This window comes from Blastococcus sp. SYSU DS0669, from assembly GCF_054050895.1.
In genome coordinates this window covers 119,433-140,916 of sequence record NZ_JBJHAE010000008.1, presented here as the reverse complement: position 1 = coordinate 140,916, position 21,484 = coordinate 119,433, and the positions used below count along the sequence as shown (strand labels likewise).

The following is a 21,484-nucleotide window of genomic DNA, read 5'->3' as shown; positions in this document are numbered from 1 at the left end:
GGGGGGCGTGGGGACCGCCGGGACAAAAAGAAGTAAAAAGACATGAACCCGAGCGCGGGGGCGGCCGGGCCCGGCCCGCCCCCCCCCCCCCGACAGCTGGGAGCACGTCATGCACTGGGGAGCCCCGACCGAGGAGCAGCACCGCCTGCTCGCCGCCGGCCACGCCGTCCGCGTGCCGGCGCCCGTCGCGGGGGTGCGGTCGTGACCGCCACCGGCCGCCGCGGCCTGGCCATCATCGGCGGCGGCAAGATCGGGGAGGCGCTGCTCTCCGGCCTCGTCCGGCGCGCCGGGGCCGACGGGCTCCTCGTCGTCGAGCGCAGCGCGGGGCGCGCCGCGGAGCTCACCGGGCGCTACGGGGTCCCCGCGGTGGGGCTCGCCGACGCCGCGGCCCGGGCGCGGGTGCTGCTCCTCGCGGTGAAGCCGCAGGACATCGAGACGCTCCTCGGCCTGGTGGCCCAGCACGTCGACACGGGGCACCTGGTCGTCTCCGTGGCCGCGGGCGTGCCCACGGCGCGCATCGAGGCGGCGCTGCCGCCCGGCGTCCCGGTCGTGCGGGTCATGCCGAACACCCCCGCGCTCGTGGACGAGGGCATGAGCGTGCTCTCGGCCGGCGCGCACGCGGGGGAGGAGCACCTCGACGAGGCCGAGGCGCTGCTGGCCGCGGTCGGGCAGGTGCGCCGGGTGCCCGAGTCGCAGCAGGACGCCGTCACGGCGCTGTCGGGCAGTGGCCCCGCCTACTTCTTCTACCTCGTCGAGGCGATGGTGGACGCCGGCATCCTGCTGGGCCTGCCGCGGGCGCTGGCCGCAGACCTCATCGTGCAGACGGCGCTGGGCGCGGCGGTGATGATGCGGGACTCGGGCGAGCACCCGGTCCAGCTCCGCGAGGCGGTCTCCAGCCCCGGTGGCACCACGATCGCCGCGATCCGGGAGCTGGAGAAGCACGGCGTCCGCGCCGCGCTGATGGCCGCCATCGAGGCGGCCCACGCCCGTTCGGTGGAGCTCGGCCGCGACCGGCCCTGAGGACGAGTCCTGACGACAAGTCCTGACGTCGACCGGGCGGGACGCGGTGTCCGCGCCTTCTCGTGTCGACAGGTCGACGGGCACCCGGCGTGAGCGGGCGAACACGGTAATGCACATCCGGGCGGATCGGTACGACGCTGCGTCACCGACTTCTCACCGTGTCGCGAAACGCGCCGGAACGCGTGTGCACCGTGTTGCATACGTGTAGTTCTGCCTAGGACGGACCGGTCCGCCTGTTCGTTTCACCCATCGCTTCCGTCACGCGCGTCCCCTTACTCTCAGTACCAGCGCGTGCGTGTTCAGTTGCCGGTGGGGAAGCCGGCGCCACGACACGAGCTAGGTTCCGGAGACGAAGACATGACCATGCCCCAGCGCCACGCTGCCGCCACCGTCGTCCGTCCGGGGATGCCCATGCCCCGTCAGATGGGTCGCCCGATGAACGCCGCGGCGGTCGCCCGCCCGGTCCCGGCCCAGCACCCCGCCGCCATGCCGATCGGCCGCCCGGCCGTCCCGGCCCCCCGCGCCGCCGTCACCTTCCTGACCGTCGCCGAGGTCGCCTCGATGATGCGCGTCTCGAAGATGACCGTGTACCGCCTCGTCCACGCCGGTGAGCTCTCCGCCGTCCGCGTCGGCCGCTCGTTCCGCGTGCCGGAGCGCGCCGTGCAGGACTACCTGCGCGACGCCTACACCGACATCGCCTGAGAACGGTCCCGTCCTCCGGGACGGAGCCACGTCGTCTCCTCCGAGCCGCCCGCGGCAGCGTCGCCGCGGGGTGGCTCGGGTACGCTCGGTCGCCGGGCGAGGGCGGGACACGGTCCTGCTGCCGCGTTCGAGCTGATCATTTCGCGAAGTCGGGAGAGCACACGTGGGTTCGGTCATCAAGAAGCGGCGCAAGCGGATGGCGAAGAAGAAGCACCGCAAGCTGCTGAAGAAGACGCGCGTCCAGCGCCGCAACAAGAAGTGAGCTGAGGCTCGTGCCGCCCGCGGTCGTCCTCGTCACCGGTGTGAGCCGGTGGCTGGGTGGCGCGCTGGCGGCCGAGCTCGCCTCCGACCCGCGCATCCAGCGGGTCATCGGGGTGGACACCGTCCCCCCGTCGCCGGCCATGCTGCGCCGGCTGGGTCGCACCGAGTTCGTGCGGGCCGACATCCGCAACCCGCTGATCGGCAAGGTCATCGCCGCGGCGTCGGTCGACACCGTCGTGCACATGAACATCAGCTCCACGCCCGCCGGCTCCGGTGGGCGGGTGCCGATGAAGGAGCTCAACGTCATCGGCACGATGCAGCTGCTGGCCGCCTGCCAGCGCGCGTCGTCGGTGCGCCGGTTCGTGCTGAAGTCGACCAGCGCCGTCTACGGCGCCTCGTCGCGCGACCCGGCCGTCTTCACCGAGACCATGCAGGCGCGCCAGGTCCCCTCCGGCGGGTTCGCCCGGGACAGCGTCGACATCGAGGGCTACGTGCGCTCCTTCGGGCGCCGCCGTCCCGACGTCGACGTCGCGGTGCTCCGCTTCACCAACTTCATCGGTCCGCGCATCGACTCGCTGCTGACCGGCTTCCTGCGGATGCCGCTGGTGCCCACGGCTCTGGGCTACGACGCCCGGGTGCAGCTGCTGCACGAGGACGACGCCCTCGCGGTGCTGACCCGGGCCACCACCGGCGACTTCGTCGGCACCGTCAACGTGGGCGGTGAGGGCACCCTCCTGCTCTCGCAGGCCATCCGCCGCCTCGGTCGCATCGAGGTCCCGCTGCCCTCTCCCGCGCTGGGCTCGGTCGGGCGCCTGTCGCGCCGGTTCGGCTTCGTCGACTACTCCCCGGAGCAGATGCGCTTCCTCAACTTCGGCCGCGTCGTGGACACCACGGTGCTGCGCACCACCTTCGGCTGCACCCCCCGCTACACCACCGCGGCCGCCCTGGCGGACTACGCGCGCACGGTGCCCCCGGTCCTCGACCCGGGGGCCGTCCGGGCGGTGGGCGGCGGGCTGCGGTCGGTGCTGGGCCGGCTCGGCGACACCGCCTCGGCCGTGGAGCACCGGTTCCGGCCGGCCCCGCCGGCGCCGGGGCTGCGGGCGGTGCGCGATGCCTGAGGCCCGGGTCATCCGGCTGCGCCCCGAGGACGACGAGCCCCGCGTGGCCGCACCCTCCGCACCCCCGGGGTGGGAGGAGCAGCTGGCCGGCGGCGTCGACTTCCTCCAGCGCCGGCTGACCGGCGAGTACGAGACCGACGAGTTCGGCTTCGACCCCGACCTGGCCGACCACGTCCTGCTCCCGGCGCTGCGCCCGCTGTTCCGCCGGTGGTTCCGGGTGGAGACCTTCGGCCTGGAGAACGTGCCCGCCGACAGCGGGGCGCTCGTGGTGGCCAACCACTCCGGCACGCTGCCGGTGGACGCGCTCATGACCACCGTGGCCCTGCACGACGAGCACCCGGCCGGACGCCGGTTCCGCCTGCTCGGCGCCGACCTCGTCTTCGAGCTGCCCGGGGTCGGCGCGCTGGCCCGGAAGTTCGGGGCCACGCTGGCGTGCAACGAGGACGCCGAGCGGCTGCTGACAGGCGGCGAGCTGGTGGGCGTCTTCCCCGAGGGGTTCAAGGGCATCGGCAAGCCGTTCCGCGAGCGCTACACGCTGCAGCGCTTCGGCCGGGGCGGCTTCGTCTCGGCGGCGCTGCGCACCGGGGCGCCGATCATCCCCTGCGCCATCGTGGGCGCCGAGGAGATCTACCCGATGATCGGCAACGCCCGCACCGCCGCCCGCCTGCTGGGGCTGCCGTACTTCCCGGTGACGCCGACGTTCCCGCTGCTCGGCCCCCTGGGCCTGGTGCCGTTGCCCTCGAAGTGGCTGATCGCCTTCGGCGCCCCGATCGAGACGGCGTCCTACGGCCCGGCCGCGGCGGAGGACCCGATGCTGGTCTTCAACCTGACCGACCAGGTGCGCGAGACGATCCAGCACTCGCTGTACCAGCTCCTGCTGCAGCGCAGGAGCGTCTTCAGCTGACGGCCCGCGCCGAGCGTGGGGGGACGAGGGTCCTTCTTGTCACCACGGCAGCTTGTTGCGGCGGCGCAGGGCGATCGTGCCGCCGACGAGCCCACCGGAGACCGCGGCCGCGGCGACGGTGGGCAGCCCGATCTTCGCCGCCTTCCGTCCGGTACGGAAGTCGCGGATGGTCCAGCCCCGGGCACGGGCCTCGGCGCGCAGCTCGGTGTCGGGGTTGACCGCCACCGCCGTGCCGGTCAGCGAGAGCATCGGCAGGTCGTTGGCCGAGTCGCTGTACGCGGTGCACCGGGAGAGGTCCAGGCTCTCCCGCTCGGCGAGCGCGAGGACGGCCTCCGCTTTCGCCGGGCCGTGCATCAGCTCGCCGACCAGCCGGCCGGTGTACCGCCCGTCGACGATCTCCGAGACGGTGCCCAGAGCGCCGGTCAGGCCCAGCCGCTGGGCGATGATCGACGCCAGCTCCACCGGCGTGGCCGTCACCAGCCAGACCCGCTGGCCGGCGTCGAGGTGCTGCTGCGCGAGCACGCGGGTGCCCGACCAGATGCGGTCGGCCATCAGCTCGTCGTAGATCTCCTCGCCGGCCTGCTGGATCTCCGACACCTCACGGCCGGCGACGAAGGCCAGCGCGTTCTCCCGGATGGTGAGCATGTCGTCGGCGCTCTCGTTGCCGGCGATGCGGAACTTGGCCTGCTGCCAGACGAAGCGCGCCAGGTCCCGGTTGGAGAAGTACTTGCGCGCCGCCAGCCCGCGGGCGAACCAGAACAGCGAGGCGCCCATCATCATCGTGTTGTCGACGTCGAAGAAGGCCGCGGCCGTGAGGTCGGGCTCGACGGCGGGCGGGCTCGCGACCTCGGCGGCCGCGGCCGAGGCAGCGCCGGCGACGTGGGCGCGGATCTCCTCGTCGGTCTGCGCGGCACGGCGACCGCGCACGGACAGTCGGGGCACGGCGACCTCCCTCACTCGATCCGTTCCGCTGCACCGGGAACTGGGCCTGGCGCCGTCCCCCTGCACCCGCGCCTGCGACCCTAGCCGGGCCGGCAGCCCGGCTGAGGCGGTGGTCAGCAGTCGCCGATGGTGATCAGCGGCGGCAGGCAGACGTCCAGCGGGCCCGGCAGGGGGACGGCGACCACCGGCGGGGGCGTCGTCGTGGTCACGCTGCCCGTACCGGGGCCGGCCGGCACCGGCAGGCTCGGCACCGGGGGCGGCGTGAGGCCGGTCGGCGCCGGGGTCGCGACGGTCGTGGGCCCGGCGCCCCGCGCCGGAGGCCCGGGCTCACCCGCCGGCCCGGGGGCGGGTGGAGCGGACGGCGCCGCGGGGCCGGTGGAGACTGCCGAGGGCGGAACCTCCGTGCGGGGGTCGGCAGGCGCGGGGCCGGGCGGCTCCTCGGCGACGGTCGCCGGGCCGTCGGTGGAGCAGGGCCCCGGGACGGGGCCGAGGGCGTCGTCCCGGAGGACGGCCGGGCCCGCCGCGCACTGCAGCGCCCCGCGGAGCCCGTCGACCCGGCTGGTGAGCGCATCCAGCAGCGCGGTGGACCGCCCGAAGGCCGGTGCGGCGTCCGCCGGCACGTCGTCGGCCAGGGTGGCGAGCGCACCCGACTGCCCGGCGGTCCAGCGGGCCAGGACGTCCAGCGGCGCGGGGTCGAGGGTCTGCACCGCGCGCCCGGTGAGCCAGCCGGCGCCCTCGGTGGTGTGCTGGTCCATGGTCTCCAGCGTGCGCGCGACCAGCGCCGGCTCCCCCGTGCCGGCCAGGTGGGTCAGCTCCTCCAGCCGGGTGGTGGCCAGCTCCAGGAGGGTCTGGCCGCGGCTGTCGCCGGCGAGGGCGAGCTGGGTCTGCTCGGTGCCGCGCTTGAGGTCGTAGAGGGGGTCGCCCGGCTGCGCCCCGGCCGCCACGGCGACCAGTGCGGCCAGGCCGGTCACGCCGACCGCCGCGCCGGCCAGCCCGGCGGTGATCCGTCCCCGCCACCGCGACGGCGGCCGGTCCACCGCCCGGGCGGCGAGCAGCCGCCGGCCGAGGGAGCCAGGCGCCGGCTCGGGGGTGCGGACGGCGGCCATCGCCACGAGGCGGGCGCGCGCCCGGGCCCGGTACTGGGGGTCGGGACCGGTGTCGAGCTGCGTGGCGAGGGCCTCGAGACGGGCGGCTACCGCCGCCTCGGTGCCGGGACCGGTCAGCGTCGAGCCGTCCTCGGGCCGGATCACCCGCCACCTCCCGTCCTCGCCGCAGCGGAGCTCCCGGTTCCGGCGGGGGACCGCCGGGACCTGCCCAACGACGCAGCTGTCCCGCCGGTTACGGCCGGCCCCGGAGGCACGGGTCACCGCAGCCCCTCGGGGAGCAGGCTCGCCAGCCGCCGGACCGCCCGGTGCTGCAGCGCCTTGATGGCGCCGTCCTTCTTCCCCATGATCTCGGCAGTCTCGGAGACGGAGAGACCGTGCAGGAACCGCAACACGATGCACTCCTGCTGCTCGCTCCCCAGCTGCCGCACGCAGGCGAGCAGCTGCTCGTTGGTGAGGTGCTGCAGGACGGCGTCCTCGGGGCCGTCGGTGGCCCGGTCGGCGTCCCGCATGTCCGCGGTGCTGACCTCCAGTCGGAAGCGGCTGCTCTTCACCTGGTCTCGGATGATGTTGCGGGCGATCGTGACCAGCCAGGCGCCGACGTCGCGACCCTGGAACGAGAGCGAGTCGATCCGCCGGAGCGCGCGCACGAAGGTCTCGCTGGTGACGTCCTCGGCCGTCGCCCGGTCGCCGACCCGGTGGTAGACGTACCGGTGCACCAGCGTCACGTAGTGGTCGTAGAGCCGGCCGAATGCCTCGGCGTCCCCGGCCTGCGTCCGGCGCACCAGCTCCCAGACGTCGACGTCGCCGGCCGCCACCGGGCCCGGGTCGACCTCGGCGAGCTCCGCGACGACCTCGGTGGGCAGGTCGACGGCGTCGGGCACGGCGATCGGGGGGCCGGCGGGCGGGTGGGCCACCACGGGCACGGGCAGGGCCTCGGAGCTCGCGCGGGGGAACGGCGTCGGACGCGGGCGGGGCTCGGCGGACCGCTCGGCATCCAGCGGGTGCGGCATGCGGGCGTTCGACCTCCTCATCGGCCCGCTGTGCCTGGACCGTCCTCGTGCGCAGGGCGCGCCGGAACCGTGCGGGGGCTGCGGCGCGGCCCCCATGGTGACAACATCGCCCCTGGCCGTCCACGGCAGCCTGCCCCCGCGCGCCTCCGAGCGCACGCCGGGGCGCCGGCTGCGTGCCGCACCGACGACAGGAGATGCAGTGTCCGAGGCAGGCACCTCGCTGGCCGCGCTCGTCCGCGCGGCCGCGCAGCGCGACCCGGACGCCCTGGCCGTGGTGTCCGGCGACCGCCGGCTGACCTGGGGCGAGCTCGACGCCTCGGCCGACCGGGTCGCGGCGGGGTACGCCGGCCGCGGGCTGACCGCGGGGGACCGGGTCGCCGTCCAGCTGCCCAACGGGGTGGACTGGCTGCGCGCGGTGCTGGGCGGGCTGCGAGCGGGCCTCGTCGTCGTCCCGGTGAACACCGCCTACACCGACCCCGAGCTCGAGCACGTGCTCACCGACTCCGGCGCCGCGCTGCTGGTCGCCACCGGCGTGCGCGACCCGCTGGCCGGGGTCCCGGTCTGCCCGGGGCCGCCCGAGGCCGAGGGGCCGTCGCCCACGGTGGCCGACGACCCCGCGGCGCTGGCCTTCCTCTGCTACACCAGCGGGACCACCGGCCGACCGCGCGGCGCGATGCTCACCTCCGGCGCGCTGCGGGCCAACCAGGAGCAGTGCCTGGCCATGACGCCGCCGCCCGTCCGCGCCGACGACCGGGTGCTGCTGGTGCTGCCGCTGTTCCACGTCTACGGGCTGAACGCCGGCTTCGGGTTGGTCGCCGCCACCGGCGCCTGCGCGGTCCTGCAGGAGACCTTCGACCCGCGCGCCTGCCTCGCGCTGATGGCCGACGAGCAGGTCACCGCCGTCCCCGGCGCGCCGCCGATGTACCAGGCCTGGCTGGCCGTCGCCGACGCCGACAACCTCGAGGACCCCGCCCACCCCGACGCCATGCTCCGCCGCGCGTTCGCCGCCGTCCGCATCGCCTCCGCCGGCGCCGCACCCCTGCCCGAGCAGGTGTGGACGGCGATGCGCGAGCGCGCCGGCGTCACGGTGTGGGAGGGCTACGGCCTCACCGAGGCCGCGCCCGTCGTGGCCAGCACCCTGGCCACCGGCCGGGCCAAGCCCGCCTGCATCGGCGGCCCGGTGCCCGGGCTGGAGCTCGCGCTGCGCGACACCGCCGTCGCGGCACCGCTCCCGGGCGACCCGGCCGGCGGCGACGGGGGCGAGGACGGCGCCGACGAGGGCCCGGGGGAGATCTGGGTGCGCGGCCCCAACCTCTTCTCCGGCTACTGGCCCGACGGCGCCGACGGGCCGGACGCGGACGGGTGGCTGGGCACCGGCGACCTCGCCTACCGCGACGCCGACGGCGACCTCCACCTCGTCGACCGGCGCAGCGACCTCATCCTCGTCAGCGGCTTCAACGTCTACCCGGCCGAGGTGGAACGGGTCCTCGACCAGCACCCCGCGGTGGCGGAGAGCGCGGTCATCGGTGTGCCCGAGCCGCGCACCGGGGCAGCGGTGCAGGCCGTCGTCGTGCTGGCGCCGGGGGAGCGGCTCGCGGTCGAGGACCTGCAGGCGCACGCCGCGGAGTCCCTGGCGCGGTACAAGGTGCCGACGTCGCTCCACTTCCTCCCGTCGCTGCCCCACTCGCTCACCGGCAAGGTCAGCCGGGCCCGGCTCCGCGAGCTGGGCCTCACCGGCACCGACAGCGACGCCGACGAGACGGTGCCCGCCGCCACCGGCGAGGCCGGCGATGGCTGAGCGCCTGCAGCTGCTGGTGCGCGACGGCTGCCACCTCTGCCTCACCGCGGCCGAGCAACTGGCCCCCCTCGCCGCGAACGCCGGCCTGCGGGTCGTCGAGGTCGACGTCGACGCCGACCCGGAGCTGCAGGCCGAGTACGGCGACCGGGTGCCGGTCCTTCTGCTCGACGGCCGGGAGCACTCCTACTTCACGCTCGACGTCCCCCGGTTGCGGCGGGACCTCGGGGTGTAGGGCCGGGCTCCGACGCGCACCCCCCGTCCGGGTGGCGGCCGCCCGGCGGCTACCGTGGTCTCCACCACATCTGCGACCCGATCGGCCCAGGTCAACGGGCCGATGCGGTCCCGGCGACTTTGTTCCTGCGTTCACAAGCGGTTACCGTGGCTGTCGTGAGCGCTTCGTGCGCCCGCGTCCCCGATGTCGTAGCCCCGCCCCCGGCGCCCGCCGGGCCCCCGGGCGCGACCGCTGTGGAGAGCCCGTGATCCAGCCGCGGCCCCGGTCGATCCCGGAGGCCACCGTCGCCCGTCTGGCCGTGTACCTGCGGGTGCTGACCAGCTTCGCCGACGGCGGCCGGACCACCGTCTCCTCCGGCGACCTGGCCTCGGCCGCGGGGGTCAACCCGGCCGGCCTCCGCAAGGACCTGTCCCACCTGGGCTCCTGCGGGGTGCGCGGGGTCGGCTACGACGTGCGCGCCCTGCGCGAGCGCATCGCCCGCGTGCTGGGTGCCGAGCGCTCCCGCGCATGCGTGCTCGTGGGTATCGGCAACCTGGGCTCGGCGCTCGCCGACTACGCCGGTTTCGGCAGCCGGGGTTTCGAGTTCGTCGGCCTCCTCGACGCCGCGCCGAGCCGGGTCGGCCAGCGCATCGGCGGGCTGACCGTGCAGGACGTGGCCGACCTCGACGCGGTCGTCGCGGCCACGCAGGCCTCCATCGGGGTCATCGCGACGCCGGCCGACGTCGCCCAGCAGGTCTGCGACCGGCTCGCCGCGGCCGGGGTGAGGAGCATCTTGAACTTCGCGCCGGTGACGCTGTCGGCCCCCGCGGGCGTCGACGTCCGCCACGTCGACCTCTCCGTGGAGCTCCAGGTGCTGGCCTTCCTCGGCCACCAGCGGGTGCCCGTGGGGGAGGAGTCAGCATGAGCCTCCTGGCGGTGGGCGTGAGCCACCAGACCGCACCGGTCGCGCTGCTGGAGCAGTTCGCGATGGGTCCCGACGAGCGGGTCAAGGCGCTGCACGAGCTGGTCGGTAGCGACCACGTCAGCGAGGCGCTGGTGCTCGCCACCTGCAACCGCGTCGAGGTGTTCGCCGAGGTCGAGCGCTTCCACGGCGGCGTCACCGACGTCAGCCGGGTGCTGGCGCGCCAGGCCGGCGCCACGGTGGAGGAGCTCTCCCCGTACGTGACCGTGCACTACGAGGACCAGGCCGTGGCCCACCTGTTCACCGTGGCCGCCGGGCTGGACTCGATGGTCGTCGGCGAGACCCAGGTGCTCGGGCAGCTGCGCGCCGCCTACGCCCTCGCCCGCGAGGAGGGCACCGTCGGCCGCGCCCTGCACCCGGTCGCCCAGCGCGCGCTGCGGGTGGGCAAGCGGATCCACTCCGAGACCGGCATCGACCAGGCCGGCGCCTCGCTCGTCTCCGTGGCCCTGGACCGGGCCGAGGCCCGCATCGGCGCCCTCGCCGGCCGGCCCGTCCTCGTCGTCGGCGCGGGGTCCATGGGCGCGCTCGCCGCGACCACGCTGGCCCGTCGCGGCGCCGACGTGGTCGTCAGCAGCCGCACCCCCGCCTCCGCCCGGCGGCTGGCCGAGGCGGTCGACGGCCGCGCCGTTCCCCTGACCGGCGTGGGTGAGGAGCTCGCCGCCGCCGACGTGCTCCTCACCTGCACCGGCGCGACCGGGCTGGTCGTCGGCACCGACGTCGTCGCGCAGGCGATGACCGGCCGGGGCGACCGGCCGCTGGTGGTCATCGACCTGGCCCTGCCCCGCGACGTCGACCCGGGCGTGGCCGCGCTGCCCGGCGTGCACGTCGTGGACCTGGCCCTCCTGCAGGGCGAGCGGCACGACGGCGAGACCACCGCGGGGCCGGTGGCGGCCGACGACATCAGCGCCGCCCGCGCCATGATCGAGGCCGAGACGGCGCTGCTGCGCGCCGAGCGGCAGGCCGCCGAGGTCGGGCCCACCGTCTCCGCGCTGCGCAGCCAGGCCGCCGAGGTCGTGGACGCCGAGCTGCTCCGCCTGGCCGGCCGGCTGCCCGACCTGGACGGCCGGGCCCGCGCGGAGATCGCGCGCACCGTGCGCCGCGTGGTCGACAAGCTGCTGCACGAGCCCACCGTGCGGGTCAAGGAGCTGGCCGCCACGCCGGGCGGCACCGACTACGCCGGCGCGCTGCGGGCACTGTTCGGTCTGGGCATCGACGCCGACGTCACCCCCGGCGCCGGCCGGCTGGCCGACGCCGTCACCGTCGACCCCGACCGCCCGGGAGGCCCGGCATGACCGCCACCGAGGTGCAGGTCACCGCCGCCCCGGTGGCGGGGACCGCCGTCCCGCTGCGGCTGGGCACCCGGGCCAGCGTGCTGGCCCGGACGCAGTCCCAGGACGTCGCCGATGCCCTGACCGCCGCCACCGGCGTGCCGGTCGAGCTCGTGCTGATCAGCACCGAGGGCGACCGGTCCTCGGCGGCGATCGCCCAGCTGGGCGGCACCGGCGTGTTCGTGACCGCGATCCGCCGCGCCCTGCTGGACGGCGAGATCGACCTGGCGGTGCACAGCTACAAGGACCTGCCGACCGCGCCCGAGCCGGGGCTGAACCTGGCCGCGGTGCCGGTGCGGGAGGACCCGCGCGACGCCCTGGTGGCCCGCGACGGGCTGACGCTCGGCGAGCTGCCGCCCGGCTCGCGCATCGGGACCGGCGCCCCGCGCCGCGTCGCGCAGCTGCGGGCCCTCGGCCTCGGCCTGGACATCGTGCCGATCCGCGGCAACGTGGACAGCCGGATGGCCCGCGTGGCCGGCTCGCCCGGCGGCCCGGGTGACCTGGACGCCGTCGTCCTGGCCCGGGCAGGGCTGAGCCGGATCGGCCGCACCGACCGGATCACCGAGACCCTCGACCCGCTCCAGGTGCTGCCCGCCCCGGCCCAGGGGGCCCTGGCCGTGGAGTGCCGCACCAGCGACGCCCGCACCCGGGAGCTGCTGGGCCGGCTCGAGGACCCCGCCACGCGCGCCTGCGTGGTGGCCGAGCGCGCCACCCTCGCCGCGCTCGAGGCCGGGTGCAGCGCCCCGGTCGCCGCGTACGCCGAGGTCGCCGAGGGGGAGAGCGGCCCCGAGCTGTTCCTCCGCGCCTCGGTGACCGCCCTGGACGGCAGCGACTCCGTCCGCGGGTCGGCCACCGGGCCGCTGACCGACGCCGCCGCGCTCGGCCGGGGCCTCGCCGCCGAGCTGCTCGACCGGGGCGCGGCCGCGCTCATGGCGGCCGGCGAGTGACCCCCCGCCCCACCCAGACCCCAGAAGACGCCCGATCGCCTCGGGCCATACCAGACGCCCGACGCAGTCGGGCCAGGATCAGGAGCACGCGATGACGCGCTTGCGCAAGACCGCAGGCCACGCCGGCCGGGTCGTGTTCGTCGGCGCCGGCCCGGGCGACCCGGGCATGCTGACCGCCCGGGCGAGCGCCGCGCTGGCCGAGGCGGCGGTGGTCCTCGTCGACCCCGACGTTCCCGCCGCCGTCCAGGACGCCGTCCGCGAGGCCAACCCGGGGACCGAGCTCACGCCGGTGTCTGGTGAGCCCGCCGAGGTCGCCAAGGGTGCGGTCGCGGCCGCCAAGAACGGCGCCGTCGTCGTCCGGCTGGTGACCGGTGACCCCTACACCTCCGACGACGTGGTCAAGGAGGTGCTCGCCGTCGGGCGCACCTCCGTGCCCTTCGACGTGGTGCCGGGCGTCGCCACCGCCACCGCCGTCCCCGCCTTCGCGGGGGTCGCGCTGGGCAGCACCGCGGTGACCGCGGACCTGCGCAGCGGCGTGGACCTCCCCGCGCTGGCCGGCGCCGCCGCGGCGGCCGGCGGCACGCTGGTCCTGCAGGGCACCGCCGACCAGCTCCCGGACGCCGCCGTGCGCCTGGTGGAGGGCGGCCTCTCCGGCAGCACCCCCCTGGTCGTGACCACCGGCGGCTCGGGCACCGGCCAGAAGAGCCTGGTCACCAAGCTCTCCGCCGTGGCGGAGAAGACCGCCGGGCTGGACCCGCTGAGCGGGCCCGTGGTGGCCACCGTCGGCACCGCCGTCGACAAGCGCGGCCGGCTGTCCTGGTGGGAGAGCCGCCCGCTGTTCGGCTGGCGGGTGCTCGTGCCGCGGACCAAGGACCAGGCCGGCGAGATGAGCGACCGGCTGCGCGCCTACGGGGCCGTGCCGGTCGAGGTGCCGACGATCGCCGTCGAGCCGCCGCGCAGCCCGGCCCAGATGGACCGCGCCGTCAAGGGCCTGGTCACCGGCCGCTACGGCTGGATCGTCTTCACCTCGGTCAACGCGGTGAAGGCCGTGCGGGAGAAGTTCGTCGAGCTCGGCCTGGACGCGCGCGCCTTCGCCGGTGTGAAGGTCGCCTGCGTCGGCGAGCAGACGGCCGAGGCCGTGCGGGACTTCGGCATCCAGCCGGAGCTGGTGCCCACGGGTGAGCAGTCCAGCCAGGGCCTGCTCGCCGACTTCCCGGAGTACGACGACGTGCTCGACCCGATCGAGCGGGTGCTGCTGCCCCGCGCCGACATCGCCACCGAGACCCTCGCGGCCGGGCTGGTCGAGCGCGGCTGGGAGATCGACGACGTCACCGCCTACCGGACCGTGCGGGCCGCCCCGCCGCCGGCGGCGGTGCGCGAGGCGATCAAGGGCGGTGGCTTCGACGCCGTCTGCTTCACCTCGTCGAGCACCGTGCGGAACCTGGTCGGCATCGCCGGCAAGCCGCACGCCAAGACCGTGGTCGCGGTGATCGGCCCGGCCACCGCCGCGAGCGCGCAGGAGTTCGGGCTGCGGGTCGACGTGCAGCCGGAGACGGCCGCCGTCGCGCCGCTGGTCGACGCGCTGGCCGAGTACGCCCTGTCGCTGCGCGAGGCGGAGGACGGCGAGGGTAAGTGACCGGCTCGGGTGGCGGGGCGGGACACGTGCAGGGCGCGAACCCGGGCTTCGCACGCGGGCGCCGGCTGCGGTCGACGCCCGCGCTGCGGCGGCTGACCGCGCAGACCCGGGTGGCCCCGGCCGACCTGGTGCTGCCGGTCTTCGTCAAGGAGGGCATCGACGCCCCGGTGCCCATCGGCTCGATGCCCGGCGTGGTCCAGCACACGCAGGACTCGCTGCGGAAGGCCGCGCACGAGGCGGCCGAGGCCGGCATCGGCGGGCTGATGCTCTTCGGCATCCCGTCGGGCAAGGACCCGGTCGGCTCGCAGGCCGACGCCGCCGACGGCGTGGTCAACGTGGCGCTGCAGAACCTGCGGGCCGACCTCGGCGACGAGCTGGTGCTCATGGCCGACCTCTGCCTGTGCGAGTACACCGACCACGGCCACTGCGGCGTCGTCACCCCGGCGGGCGTGGTGGACAACGACCCGACCCTGGACCGGTACGCCGCCGTGGCGATCGCGCAGGCGCAGGCCGGCGCCCACCTGGTGGCCCCCAGCGGGATGATGGACGGCCAGGTGGCGGCGATCCGCGCCGGGCTCGACAGCGCCGCGTCCACCGAGGTGCCGATCCTGGCCTACGCGGCCAAGTACGCCTCGGGCTTCTACGGCCCCTTCCGCGAGGCGGCCGAGGGTGCCCCGCAGTTCGGCGACCGGTCGACCTACCAGATGGACCCGCCGAACGCCGACGAGGCGCTGCGCGAGGTGGCGCAGGACCTGGCCGAGGGCGCCGACGCGGTGATGGTGAAGCCGGCGCTGCCCTACCTGGACATCGTGGCGCGCGTCGCCGAGGCCGTGCAGGTGCCGGTGAGCGCCTACCAGGTCAGCGGCGAGTACGCGATGGTCGAGGCGGCCGCCGCCAACGGCTGGGTGGACCGCGAGCGGGCGATCCTCGAGACGCTGGTCGCCATCCGCCGCGCGGGCGCCGGCCAGGTGCTCACCTACTGGGCCGTCGAGGCCGCGCGGCTGCTCACCCGCTGACCCGGTGGTGGTCGGGGACATGACGTACGTCGAGCCCGGGGGCTCCTGGCGGCCGTTCTGGCTGGTCGCCGGGGTCCTCGGGCTCCTCGTCGTCTGGGACCTGGTGCTGCCCGGGCCCGACGTCCCGCCGCTGGTCTGGGTGGTCACGCTGGTCGCGGTGCCCGGCGTCGTCGCCATCGGCTGCCTCTCCGCCCGCCGGGTGTGGACGGTCCGGGTGGACGCCGACGGCCTGGCGGTGGGCCGCGAGCAGGTGCCGCTGCGCGAGGTCGACGCGACGGCGCTGCGGGAGGCCGACGCCGGGGTCGACGCCGGCGCCCCCGTGCTCGGCGGGGGCTGGTCGCTGCCACGCGGCCGCACCGGGCTGCCGCTGCGGCTGACCGACGGCCGGACGGTGCTCGTCCCGACCCGCGACCCCGCGGCGCTGCGGGCGGCCCTGCTGGCGGGTGTGCGCCACGCCTCCGAACGGTCGCCCGGCGCAGAGGGGACACTGGGGACGTGACCTCGCTGGACAGCCCGCCCTACACCTACGAGGCCCCGGTCTCGGCCGGCCTCTTCGCCCGCGGTCAGGAGATCACCCCGGGCGGGGTGAACAGCCCGGTGCGCGCCTTCCGCGCCGTCGGCGGCACGCCGCGCTTCATGGCCGAGGGCTCCGGTCCCTGGATCACCGACGCCGACGGACGGCGCTACGTGGACCTGGTCAGCTCGTGGGGGCCGATGATCCTGGGCCACGCGCACCCCGCCGTCGTCGAGGCGGTCACCGCCGCCGCGCGCCGGGGCCTGTCCTTCGGCGCCCCCACCGAGGGCGAGCTGGAGCTCGCCGAGGAGATCCGGGCCCGCGTGGCGCCGGTCGAGCGGGTCCGGCTGGTCAACTCCGGCACCGAGGCGGTCCTCTCGGCGGTGCGGCTGGCCCGCGGCGCGACGGGCCGCCCCCTGCTGGTCAAGTTCGCCGGCAACTACCACGGGCACGTCGACGCGCTGCTCGCCTCGGCCGGCTCCGGGGTCGCGACGCTCGGGCTGCCCGACACCCCCGGCGTCACCACCGGGGCCGCCGCCGACACGATCGTGCTGCCCTACAACGACGTCGCCGCCGTCGAGACCGTCTTCGCCGAGCGGGGGGCGCAGATCGCCGCGGTGGTCAGCGAGGCGGCGCCGGGCAACATGGGCGTCGTGCCCCCGCTGGACGGGTTCAACGCCGAGCTCCGCCGGATCACGGCCGCCCACGGCGCGCTGCTGGTCCTCGACGAGGTCATGACCGGCTTCCGGGTCTCGCGGTCGGGCTGGTACGGCCTGGACCCGGTCGACGCCGACCTGTTCACCTTCGGCAAGGTGATGGGCGGCGGGTTGCCCGCGGCGGCCTTCGGGGGGCGGGCCGACCTCATGGACCACCTCGCGCCGAGCGGGCCGGTCTACCAGGCGGGCACCCTGTCGGGGAACCCGGTGGCGGTCGCGGCGGGCCTGGCCACGCTGCGGAACTGCACCGACGAGGTCTACGCCCGCTGCGACGAGGTCTCCGCCGTCCTGCGCGGGGCCGCGAGCGCCGCGCTGTTCGCCGCCGGTGTGCCGCACCGGGTGCAGCAGGCCGGCAACATGTTCTCGATCTTCTTCGTGCCCGACGAGCGGCAGGTGCGCGACTACGACGACGCCCGCACGCAGGACGTCTCCCGCTACACCGCCTTCTTCCACGCGCTGCTCGCCCGCGGGGTGTACCTCCCGCCGTCGGCGTTCGAGGCCTGGTTCGTCAACGCGCAGCTCGACGGCGAGGCCCTCGACCGCGTGCTCGAGGCCCTGCCCGCGGCGGCCCGCGCCGCCGCCGAGGCCGACGCCCACCGCACCGGCGCGATCGACAGCGAGCGCTCCTCGTGACCACCACCGTCGTCCACCTCCTCCGGCACGGCGAGGTGCACAACCCCGCCGGCGTGCTCTACGGCCGGCTGCCCGGCTACCGGCTGTCGGCCGCCGGCGAGGCCATGGCGGTCGCGGCCGCGGAGTGGTTCCGCGGCCGGGACGTCGTCCACCTGGTGTCCAGCCCCCTGGAGCGGGCCCGGCAGACCATCCGCCCCCTGGCCGAGGCCACGGGGCTGGAGGTCGCCGTCGACGAGCGGATCATCGAGGCGGGCAACGCCTTCGAGGGCACGGTCGTCGGCCGCGGGGGCGGCGTCTTCCGGGCGCCCCGCAACTGGTGGAAGCTGCGCAACCCCATGGAGCCCTCCTGGGGCGAGCCGTACGTCGAGATCGCCGCGCGCATGATCGCCGCCGTCGAGGCCGCCCGCGACACCGCCCGCGGCCACGAGGCCGTGCTGGTCAGCCACCAGCTGCCCATCTGGACCACCCGCCTGCACGTCGAGGGACGCCGCTTCGCCCACGACCCCCGCCGCCGGGAGTGCTCGCTGGCCAGCGTCACCTCGCTCACCTACGAGGACGACCGGTTCGTGGGCGTCGCGTACGCCGAGCCGGCCGGCGCCACCGACCCCGACGCGGTGCCGGGCGCATGAGGAAGGTGCTCACGGCCGTCCTGGCGACGGCGCTGCTCGCCGGGTGCAGCACCGGCTCCGACGCCGTCGACGTCAACAACGGCGGCGAGTTCCGCTTCGTGGCCGGCACGCCCGCCGGCGAGGTCATCCCGGCCGACGAGCGGCAGGCCGCGCCGCGGTTCACCGGCGAGCTGCTGGACGGGAGCGCCTTCGAGTCGACGACGCTGGACGGCGAGATCGCGGTGATCAACTTCTGGGGCTCCTGGTGCCCGCCCTGCCGGGTGGAGACGCCGGAGTTCGAGGAGGTCTACGGCGAGGTCGGGGCCGAGGGGGTCGAGTTCCTCGGCATCAACGTCAAGGACGACCGCCAGCTGGCGCAGGCCTTCCTCGACGGCGGGGAGATCACCTTCCCGTCGCTGTTCGACCCGCGCGGCGAGGTCGCCCTCGCGTTCCGCGACTACCCGGCCAACGCGATCCCCTCGACCGTGGTGCTGGACCGGCAGGGTCGGGTGGCCGCCGTGTACACCGCGGCGGTGCAGCAGGACGACCTGCGCGGCACCCTGGACCTGCTGCTGGCGGAAGGGGCCTGACCGTGGGGGAGACCTTCGCCGGCCTGGTCACCGACGGGCCACTGCTCGTGGCGGCCGGCGTCGCCGCGCTCGTGGGGCTGATCAGCTTCGCCTCGCCCTGCGTGCTGCCGCTGGTGCCCGGCTACCTCTCCTACGTCACCGGGCTGGTCGGCAGCGGCACCCGGACCGCGGCCGCCACACCCGCGCCCTCCGGGGGTGGCACGGCGACGGCGGTGCGCGCGCCGGTGGACGACCGCGCGCCCCGCGGGCGGGTGGTGCTCGGCGCGCTGCTGTTCGTGCTCGGCTTCACCCTCGTCTTCGTGGCCTTCGGCGCCGCGTTCGGCGGGCTGGGCCGGCTGCTGGTCGAGCACGCCGAGACCCTCAACCGGGTGTTCGGGGCGATCACGGTCGTCGTCGGGCTGGGCTTCCTCGGCTGGCTGCCGCTGCTGCAGCGCACCAAGCGGCTCCGCGCGCGGCCGGTCACCGGGCTCGCCGGGGCCCCGCTGCTGGGCATCGTCTTCGGCCTGGGCTGGACGCCCTGCCTCGGGCCGACCCTCGGCGCGGTCTACTCGCTGGCGGTCTCCGAGGCCACCGCCGGGCGCGGCGCGCTGCTGGGCGTCGCCTACTGCCTGGGCCTCGGCGTCCCCTTCCTGCTGGTGGCGCTGGGCGCCCGCTGGGCCGTCGGCGCCACCTCGTTCCTGCGCCGGCACGCCCGCGCCGTCACCCGCTTCGGCGGCGCCGTCCTGGTCCTCATCGGCCTGCTCCTGCTCACCGGCGCCTGGACCGAGATGATGGGCTGGCTGCGCTCGTGGCTGGCGGCCACCGGCTTCGGGGACTCGGCGCTGTGAGCGTCGAGGCACCCCCGCGGCCGGCCGCACCCGCCCCGCCCCCCGGCCCCTCGGCGGGCCGGCGGCTGGGCGGTCTGCTGCTGCGCTGGTGGCGGCGGCTGACCGCGATGCGCACGGCGATCGTGCTGCTGTTCCTGCTGGCGCTCGCGGCCGTGCCCGGGTCGCTCCTGCCGCAGCGGGCGCTGTCGCAGAACAACGTCAACCAGTACTTCGCCGACCACCCCGAGCTCGCCCCGGTGCTCGACCGGCTCTACCTCTTCGACGTCTTCAGCTCGCCGTGGTTCGCCGCGGTCTACCTGCTCCTCTTCGTCTCGCTGATCGGCTGCGTGCTGCCGCGCGCCGCCGAGCACGCCCGGTCCCTGCGCACCCCCCCGCCGCCGGCACCGCGGAACCTCCTGCGGCTGCCGGACTCCGGGCGGCTGACCGCGCCGGCGGCCCCCGGCGCCGCGCTCGACCTCGTCGAGGAGGAGCTGCGGGTGCGCCGCTTCCGGGTCGTCCGCCGCCAGGGCGCGCGCGGGCCGGAGCTCTCGGCCGAGAAGGGCTACCTCAAGGAGACCGGCAACCTGGTCTTCCACCTCTCCCTGCTGGCCCTCCTGCTCGGCCTGGCCGGCGGGAAGCTGTGGGGCTACGAGGGCAGCATCCTGGTCACCGAGGGGCAGGGCTTCTGCAACTCCTTCCAGCAGTACGACACGTACTCGGCGGGCCCCCTCGTCGACAGCGGCGACCTCAACGCGCTCTGCGTCGACCTCGACCAGTTCCGCGCCGAGTACGAGGAGAACCTCACCGCCGCCTCGTTCACCGCCGACATCCGCTACGGCGCCCCCGCCGGCGAGGAGCGCTCCCGGACCATCGGCGTCAACGACCCGCTGCGCCTCGACGGTGACCGGGTCTACGTCACCGGCCACGGCTTCAGCCCGACGTTCACCGTCACCGTGCCGGACGGGACGACGTTCACCGACCTGACCGTGCCCTTCCTGCCCACCGACCAGCAGACGATGGCCAGCGAGGGCGCGCTCAAGCTGCCCGACGTCCCCGGTCAGGAGGAGCAGCTGGCGGTGGAGGGGTTCCTCGCCCCCACCGGCTTGCTGCAGGGCGGCGTGCTCACCTCGGTCGACCCGCGGCCGCTCGCGCCGCAGGTGGCGCTCATCGCCTACTCCGGCTACCTCGGCCTCGACTCGGGCCTGCCGCAGTCGGTCTACTCGATCGACCAGAGCCAGATCGAACGCGGCCGGCTCACCGAGGTCGGTGCCGCGAACCTGTCGGTGGGGGAGACGCTGGACCTCCCCGACGGCACCCGCATCACCTTCACCGGGGTCAAGGAGTTCGCCGCGCTGCAGTACTCCCACGATCCCGGCCAGCTGTGGGTGCTGGGCGCGGCCATCGCCCTGCTCGGCGGGCTGCTCGGCATGCTGCTCCTCCGCCGCGAGCGCGTCTTCGCCCGGGCCGAACCGGCCGCCGGCGGCGGCGGTACCGTGCTCACGCTGGCGTCGCTGACGCGCGGCGGTGGCGAGGGCGGCTCCCGGTTCGAGGCCCTGTCCGACGAACTGCGGGACGCGCTGGCCGCGGCCCCGCCCGCCCGCACCGCACCCGATCCGGAGGTCCCCCCGCGTGACTGACCCGTCGCTGGCCGAGCTGTCGGACAGCCTCTTCTCCGTGAGCGTCGCCATCTACTCCGTCGCGCTGCTCGCCTTCTGCGCGCAGCTCGCCTTCGGCCGGCGCGTGTCCCGGACCCGCGAGCTGGCCGCCGTCGGCGCCGGCTCCGGCGGCGGCACCCCCGAGCAGGTCCCAGCCGGCGAGACGCCGCGGGGCAACCGGTGGGGGCTCGCCGCGATCGGGCTGACCGTGCTGGGCGCGCTCACCCACACCGGCATCCTCGTCACCCGCGGCATGGCGACCGACCGCCTGCCGTGGGGCAACATGTACGAGTTCGCGACGGCGGTCGTGCTGGTCGCGGTCGTGGCGTACGTGGTGCTCGCGGTGCGCACGCCCAACCTGCGGCACATCGGCGTCTTCGTGCTCGGCCCGGTCGTGCTCTCCCTCGTGGCCATCGGGCTGGGCCTCTACACCGAGGCCGCGCCCGTCGTCGCCGCGCTGCGGTCCTCCTGGCTGGCCATCCACGTCACCGCGGCGATCCTCGGCTTCGGCATCTTCATGGTCAGCGGCATCGCCAGCGCCCTCTACCTGGTGAAGTCGCGCCCCGGCGCGGACGAGGGCACCGGCGTCGTCTCCCGGCTGCCCGTGGCCGCCACCCTGGACCGCGTCGCCCACCGCACCGCGGTGCTCGGCTTCCCGATCTGGACCTTCGCCGTCATCGCCGGCGCCATCTGGGCCGAGGCGGCCTGGGGTCGCTTCTGGGGCTGGGACCCGAAGGAGACCTGGTCCTTCGTCGCCTGGGTCGTCTACGCCGCCTACCTGCACGCGCGCACGACGCCGGGCTGGCGCGGGCGCAAGGCGGCGTGGGTCAACGTGGTCGGCCTCGCGGTCATGATCTTCAACCTGACCTTCGTCAACCTGGTCTCCAGCGGACTGCACAGCTACGCCGGGGTCGAGTGACGGCCTCCCCCGTCCGGGCAGCACCGCGCCGTCAATGCCGCCGGTTGTCCGGCCCTCGTGCT

General features: G+C 75.7%; 22 protein-coding genes. 19 read left to right on the top strand and 3 right to left on the bottom strand.

Going from position 1 to position 21,484, the window contains the following annotated elements:
- The first annotated feature begins 201 nt into the window (after nucleotides 1-201).
- The 5 genes from proC to ACI792_RS11215 all read left to right on the top strand — a co-directional run bounded on the left by proC (nucleotide 202) and on the right by ACI792_RS11215 (nucleotide 4,005).
- Entirely contained in the window at nucleotides 202-1,020 is an 819-nt protein-coding gene (gene proC / locus ACI792_RS11235; RefSeq protein WP_456602639.1) for a pyrroline-5-carboxylate reductase, read from the top strand.
- Between the two features lie 357 nt (nucleotides 1,021-1,377).
- A complete protein-coding gene (locus tag ACI792_RS11230; protein WP_456579752.1) occupies nucleotides 1,378-1,722 on the top strand; it encodes a helix-turn-helix domain-containing protein in 345 nt (114 codons plus the stop codon).
- 163 nt (nucleotides 1,723-1,885) lie between these two features.
- Nucleotides 1,886-1,984 (top strand): 30S ribosomal protein bS22, encoded by a 99-nt coding sequence (locus ACI792_RS11225; protein ID WP_012854759.1) that lies wholly within the window; start codon nucleotides 1,886-1,888, stop codon nucleotides 1,982-1,984.
- 10 nt (nucleotides 1,985-1,994) lie between these two features.
- Nucleotides 1,995-3,101, top strand: a complete 1,107-nt coding sequence (locus tag ACI792_RS11220) for an NAD-dependent epimerase/dehydratase family protein (protein WP_456579751.1) — start codon at nucleotides 1,995-1,997, stop codon at nucleotides 3,099-3,101.
- The gene (locus ACI792_RS11215; RefSeq protein WP_456579750.1) at nucleotides 3,094-4,005 is read left to right on the top strand and encodes a lysophospholipid acyltransferase family protein; all 912 of its coding nucleotides are present in this window, start codon (nucleotides 3,094-3,096) and stop codon (nucleotides 4,003-4,005) included. The genes ACI792_RS11220 and ACI792_RS11215 overlap by 8 nt, the downstream gene beginning before the upstream one ends.
- 39 nt (nucleotides 4,006-4,044) lie before the next feature.
- On the opposite strand, the gene ACI792_RS11210 is transcribed toward ACI792_RS11215, so the two are convergent.
- The 3 genes from ACI792_RS11210 to ACI792_RS11200 form a co-directional block, all read right to left on the bottom strand.
- The gene (locus ACI792_RS11210; protein WP_456579749.1) at nucleotides 4,045-4,947 is read right to left on the bottom strand and encodes an HAD family hydrolase; all 903 of its coding nucleotides are present in this window, start codon (nucleotides 4,945-4,947) and stop codon (nucleotides 4,045-4,047) included.
- 113 nt (nucleotides 4,948-5,060) lie between these two features.
- Nucleotides 5,061-6,197 (bottom strand): DUF5667 domain-containing protein, encoded by a 1,137-nt coding sequence (locus tag ACI792_RS11205; RefSeq protein WP_456602638.1) that lies wholly within the window; start codon nucleotides 6,195-6,197, stop codon nucleotides 5,061-5,063.
- Between the two features lie 113 nt (nucleotides 6,198-6,310).
- Nucleotides 6,311-7,063 carry a sigma-70 family RNA polymerase sigma factor gene (locus tag ACI792_RS11200; RefSeq protein ID WP_456602637.1) on the bottom strand — a complete coding sequence of 251 codons (753 nt, stop codon included), beginning with the start codon at nucleotides 7,061-7,063 and terminating at the stop codon, nucleotides 6,311-6,313.
- A 199-nt stretch (nucleotides 7,064-7,262) separates the two neighbouring features.
- Here ACI792_RS11200 and ACI792_RS11195 point away from each other — a divergent pair, with 199 nt between their 5' ends.
- From ACI792_RS11195 to ccsB, 14 genes are all read left to right on the top strand, one after another.
- Nucleotides 7,263-8,861 (top strand): AMP-binding protein, encoded by a 1,599-nt coding sequence (locus tag ACI792_RS11195; RefSeq protein ID WP_456602636.1) that lies wholly within the window; start codon nucleotides 7,263-7,265, stop codon nucleotides 8,859-8,861.
- Nucleotides 8,854-9,093, top strand: a complete 240-nt coding sequence (locus ACI792_RS11190) for a glutaredoxin family protein (RefSeq protein WP_456602635.1) — start codon at nucleotides 8,854-8,856, stop codon at nucleotides 9,091-9,093. The genes ACI792_RS11195 and ACI792_RS11190 overlap by 8 nt, the downstream gene beginning before the upstream one ends.
- Before the next feature lie 244 nt (nucleotides 9,094-9,337).
- Complete coding sequence (locus ACI792_RS11185) at nucleotides 9,338-9,997, top strand: redox-sensing transcriptional repressor Rex (RefSeq protein WP_456579744.1); 660 nt, start codon at nucleotides 9,338-9,340, stop codon at nucleotides 9,995-9,997.
- A complete protein-coding gene (locus tag ACI792_RS11180) occupies nucleotides 9,994-11,346 on the top strand; it encodes a glutamyl-tRNA reductase (RefSeq protein ID WP_456602634.1) in 1,353 nt (450 codons plus the stop codon). The genes ACI792_RS11185 and ACI792_RS11180 overlap by 4 nt, the downstream gene beginning before the upstream one ends.
- On the top strand, nucleotides 11,343-12,329 hold the full coding sequence (hemC, locus tag ACI792_RS11175; protein ID WP_456602633.1) for a hydroxymethylbilane synthase: 987 nt from the start codon (nucleotides 11,343-11,345) through the stop codon (nucleotides 12,327-12,329). Before ACI792_RS11180 ends, hemC begins: the two co-directional genes overlap by 4 nt.
- A gap of 91 nt (nucleotides 12,330-12,420) precedes the next feature.
- Nucleotides 12,421-13,965 carry a uroporphyrinogen-III synthase gene (locus tag ACI792_RS11170; RefSeq protein ID WP_456602632.1) on the top strand — a complete coding sequence of 515 codons (1,545 nt, stop codon included), beginning with the start codon at nucleotides 12,421-12,423 and terminating at the stop codon, nucleotides 13,963-13,965.
- Nucleotides 13,962-14,981, top strand: a complete 1,020-nt coding sequence (hemB, locus tag ACI792_RS11165; protein ID WP_456602631.1) for a porphobilinogen synthase — start codon at nucleotides 13,962-13,964, stop codon at nucleotides 14,979-14,981. Before ACI792_RS11170 ends, hemB begins: the two co-directional genes overlap by 4 nt.
- A gap of 19 nt (nucleotides 14,982-15,000) precedes the next feature.
- Nucleotides 15,001-15,480, top strand: coding sequence for a hypothetical protein (locus ACI792_RS11160; RefSeq protein ID WP_456602630.1), 480 nt, complete (start codon nucleotides 15,001-15,003; stop codon nucleotides 15,478-15,480).
- Nucleotides 15,477-16,844: a glutamate-1-semialdehyde 2,1-aminomutase gene (gene hemL / locus ACI792_RS11155; protein WP_456602629.1), complete on the top strand. Its 1,368-nt coding sequence runs from the start codon at nucleotides 15,477-15,479 to the stop codon at nucleotides 16,842-16,844. The genes ACI792_RS11160 and hemL overlap by 4 nt, the downstream gene beginning before the upstream one ends.
- On the top strand, nucleotides 16,841-17,473 hold the full coding sequence (locus ACI792_RS11150) for a histidine phosphatase family protein (protein ID WP_456579737.1): 633 nt from the start codon (nucleotides 16,841-16,843) through the stop codon (nucleotides 17,471-17,473). The genes hemL and ACI792_RS11150 overlap by 4 nt, the downstream gene beginning before the upstream one ends.
- Complete coding sequence (locus ACI792_RS11145; RefSeq protein ID WP_456602628.1) at nucleotides 17,470-18,042, top strand: redoxin domain-containing protein; 573 nt, start codon at nucleotides 17,470-17,472, stop codon at nucleotides 18,040-18,042. Before ACI792_RS11150 ends, ACI792_RS11145 begins: the two co-directional genes overlap by 4 nt.
- A gap of 2 nt (nucleotides 18,043-18,044) precedes the next feature.
- A complete protein-coding gene (locus ACI792_RS11140) occupies nucleotides 18,045-18,869 on the top strand; it encodes a cytochrome c biogenesis CcdA family protein (RefSeq protein WP_456602627.1) in 825 nt (274 codons plus the stop codon).
- Nucleotides 18,866-20,485: a cytochrome c biogenesis protein ResB gene (gene resB / locus ACI792_RS11135; protein WP_456602626.1), complete on the top strand. Its 1,620-nt coding sequence runs from the start codon at nucleotides 18,866-18,868 to the stop codon at nucleotides 20,483-20,485. Before ACI792_RS11140 ends, resB begins: the two co-directional genes overlap by 4 nt.
- Nucleotides 20,478-21,422: a c-type cytochrome biogenesis protein CcsB gene (gene ccsB / locus ACI792_RS11130; RefSeq protein WP_456602625.1), complete on the top strand. Its 945-nt coding sequence runs from the start codon at nucleotides 20,478-20,480 to the stop codon at nucleotides 21,420-21,422. The genes resB and ccsB overlap by 8 nt, the downstream gene beginning before the upstream one ends.
- Nucleotides 21,423-21,484 lie beyond the last annotated feature (62 nt).

Excerpts from the sequence above, each read along its gene's own strand:
- ACI792_RS11145 (WP_456602628.1), top strand. The coding sequence starts at position 17,470 with ATGAGGAAGGTGCTCACGGCCGTCCTGGCGACGGCGCTGCTCGCCGGG.
- ACI792_RS11200 (WP_456602637.1), bottom strand. The coding sequence starts at position 7,063 with ATGCCGCACCCGCTGGATGCCGAGCGGTCCGCCGAGCCCCGCCCGCGT.
- ACI792_RS11170 (WP_456602632.1), top strand. The coding sequence starts at position 12,421 with ATGACGCGCTTGCGCAAGACCGCAGGCCACGCCGGCCGGGTCGTGTTC.
- ACI792_RS11160 (WP_456602630.1), top strand. The coding sequence starts at position 15,001 with ATGACGTACGTCGAGCCCGGGGGCTCCTGGCGGCCGTTCTGGCTGGTC.
- hemC (WP_456602633.1), top strand. The coding sequence starts at position 11,343 with ATGACCGCCACCGAGGTGCAGGTCACCGCCGCCCCGGTGGCGGGGACC.
- ACI792_RS11180 (WP_456602634.1), top strand. The coding sequence starts at position 9,994 with ATGAGCCTCCTGGCGGTGGGCGTGAGCCACCAGACCGCACCGGTCGCG.
- ACI792_RS11230 (WP_456579752.1), top strand. The coding sequence starts at position 1,378 with ATGACCATGCCCCAGCGCCACGCTGCCGCCACCGTCGTCCGTCCGGGG.
- ACI792_RS11215 (WP_456579750.1), top strand. The coding sequence starts at position 3,094 with ATGCCTGAGGCCCGGGTCATCCGGCTGCGCCCCGAGGACGACGAGCCC.
- ACI792_RS11190 (WP_456602635.1), top strand. The coding sequence starts at position 8,854 with ATGGCTGAGCGCCTGCAGCTGCTGGTGCGCGACGGCTGCCACCTCTGC.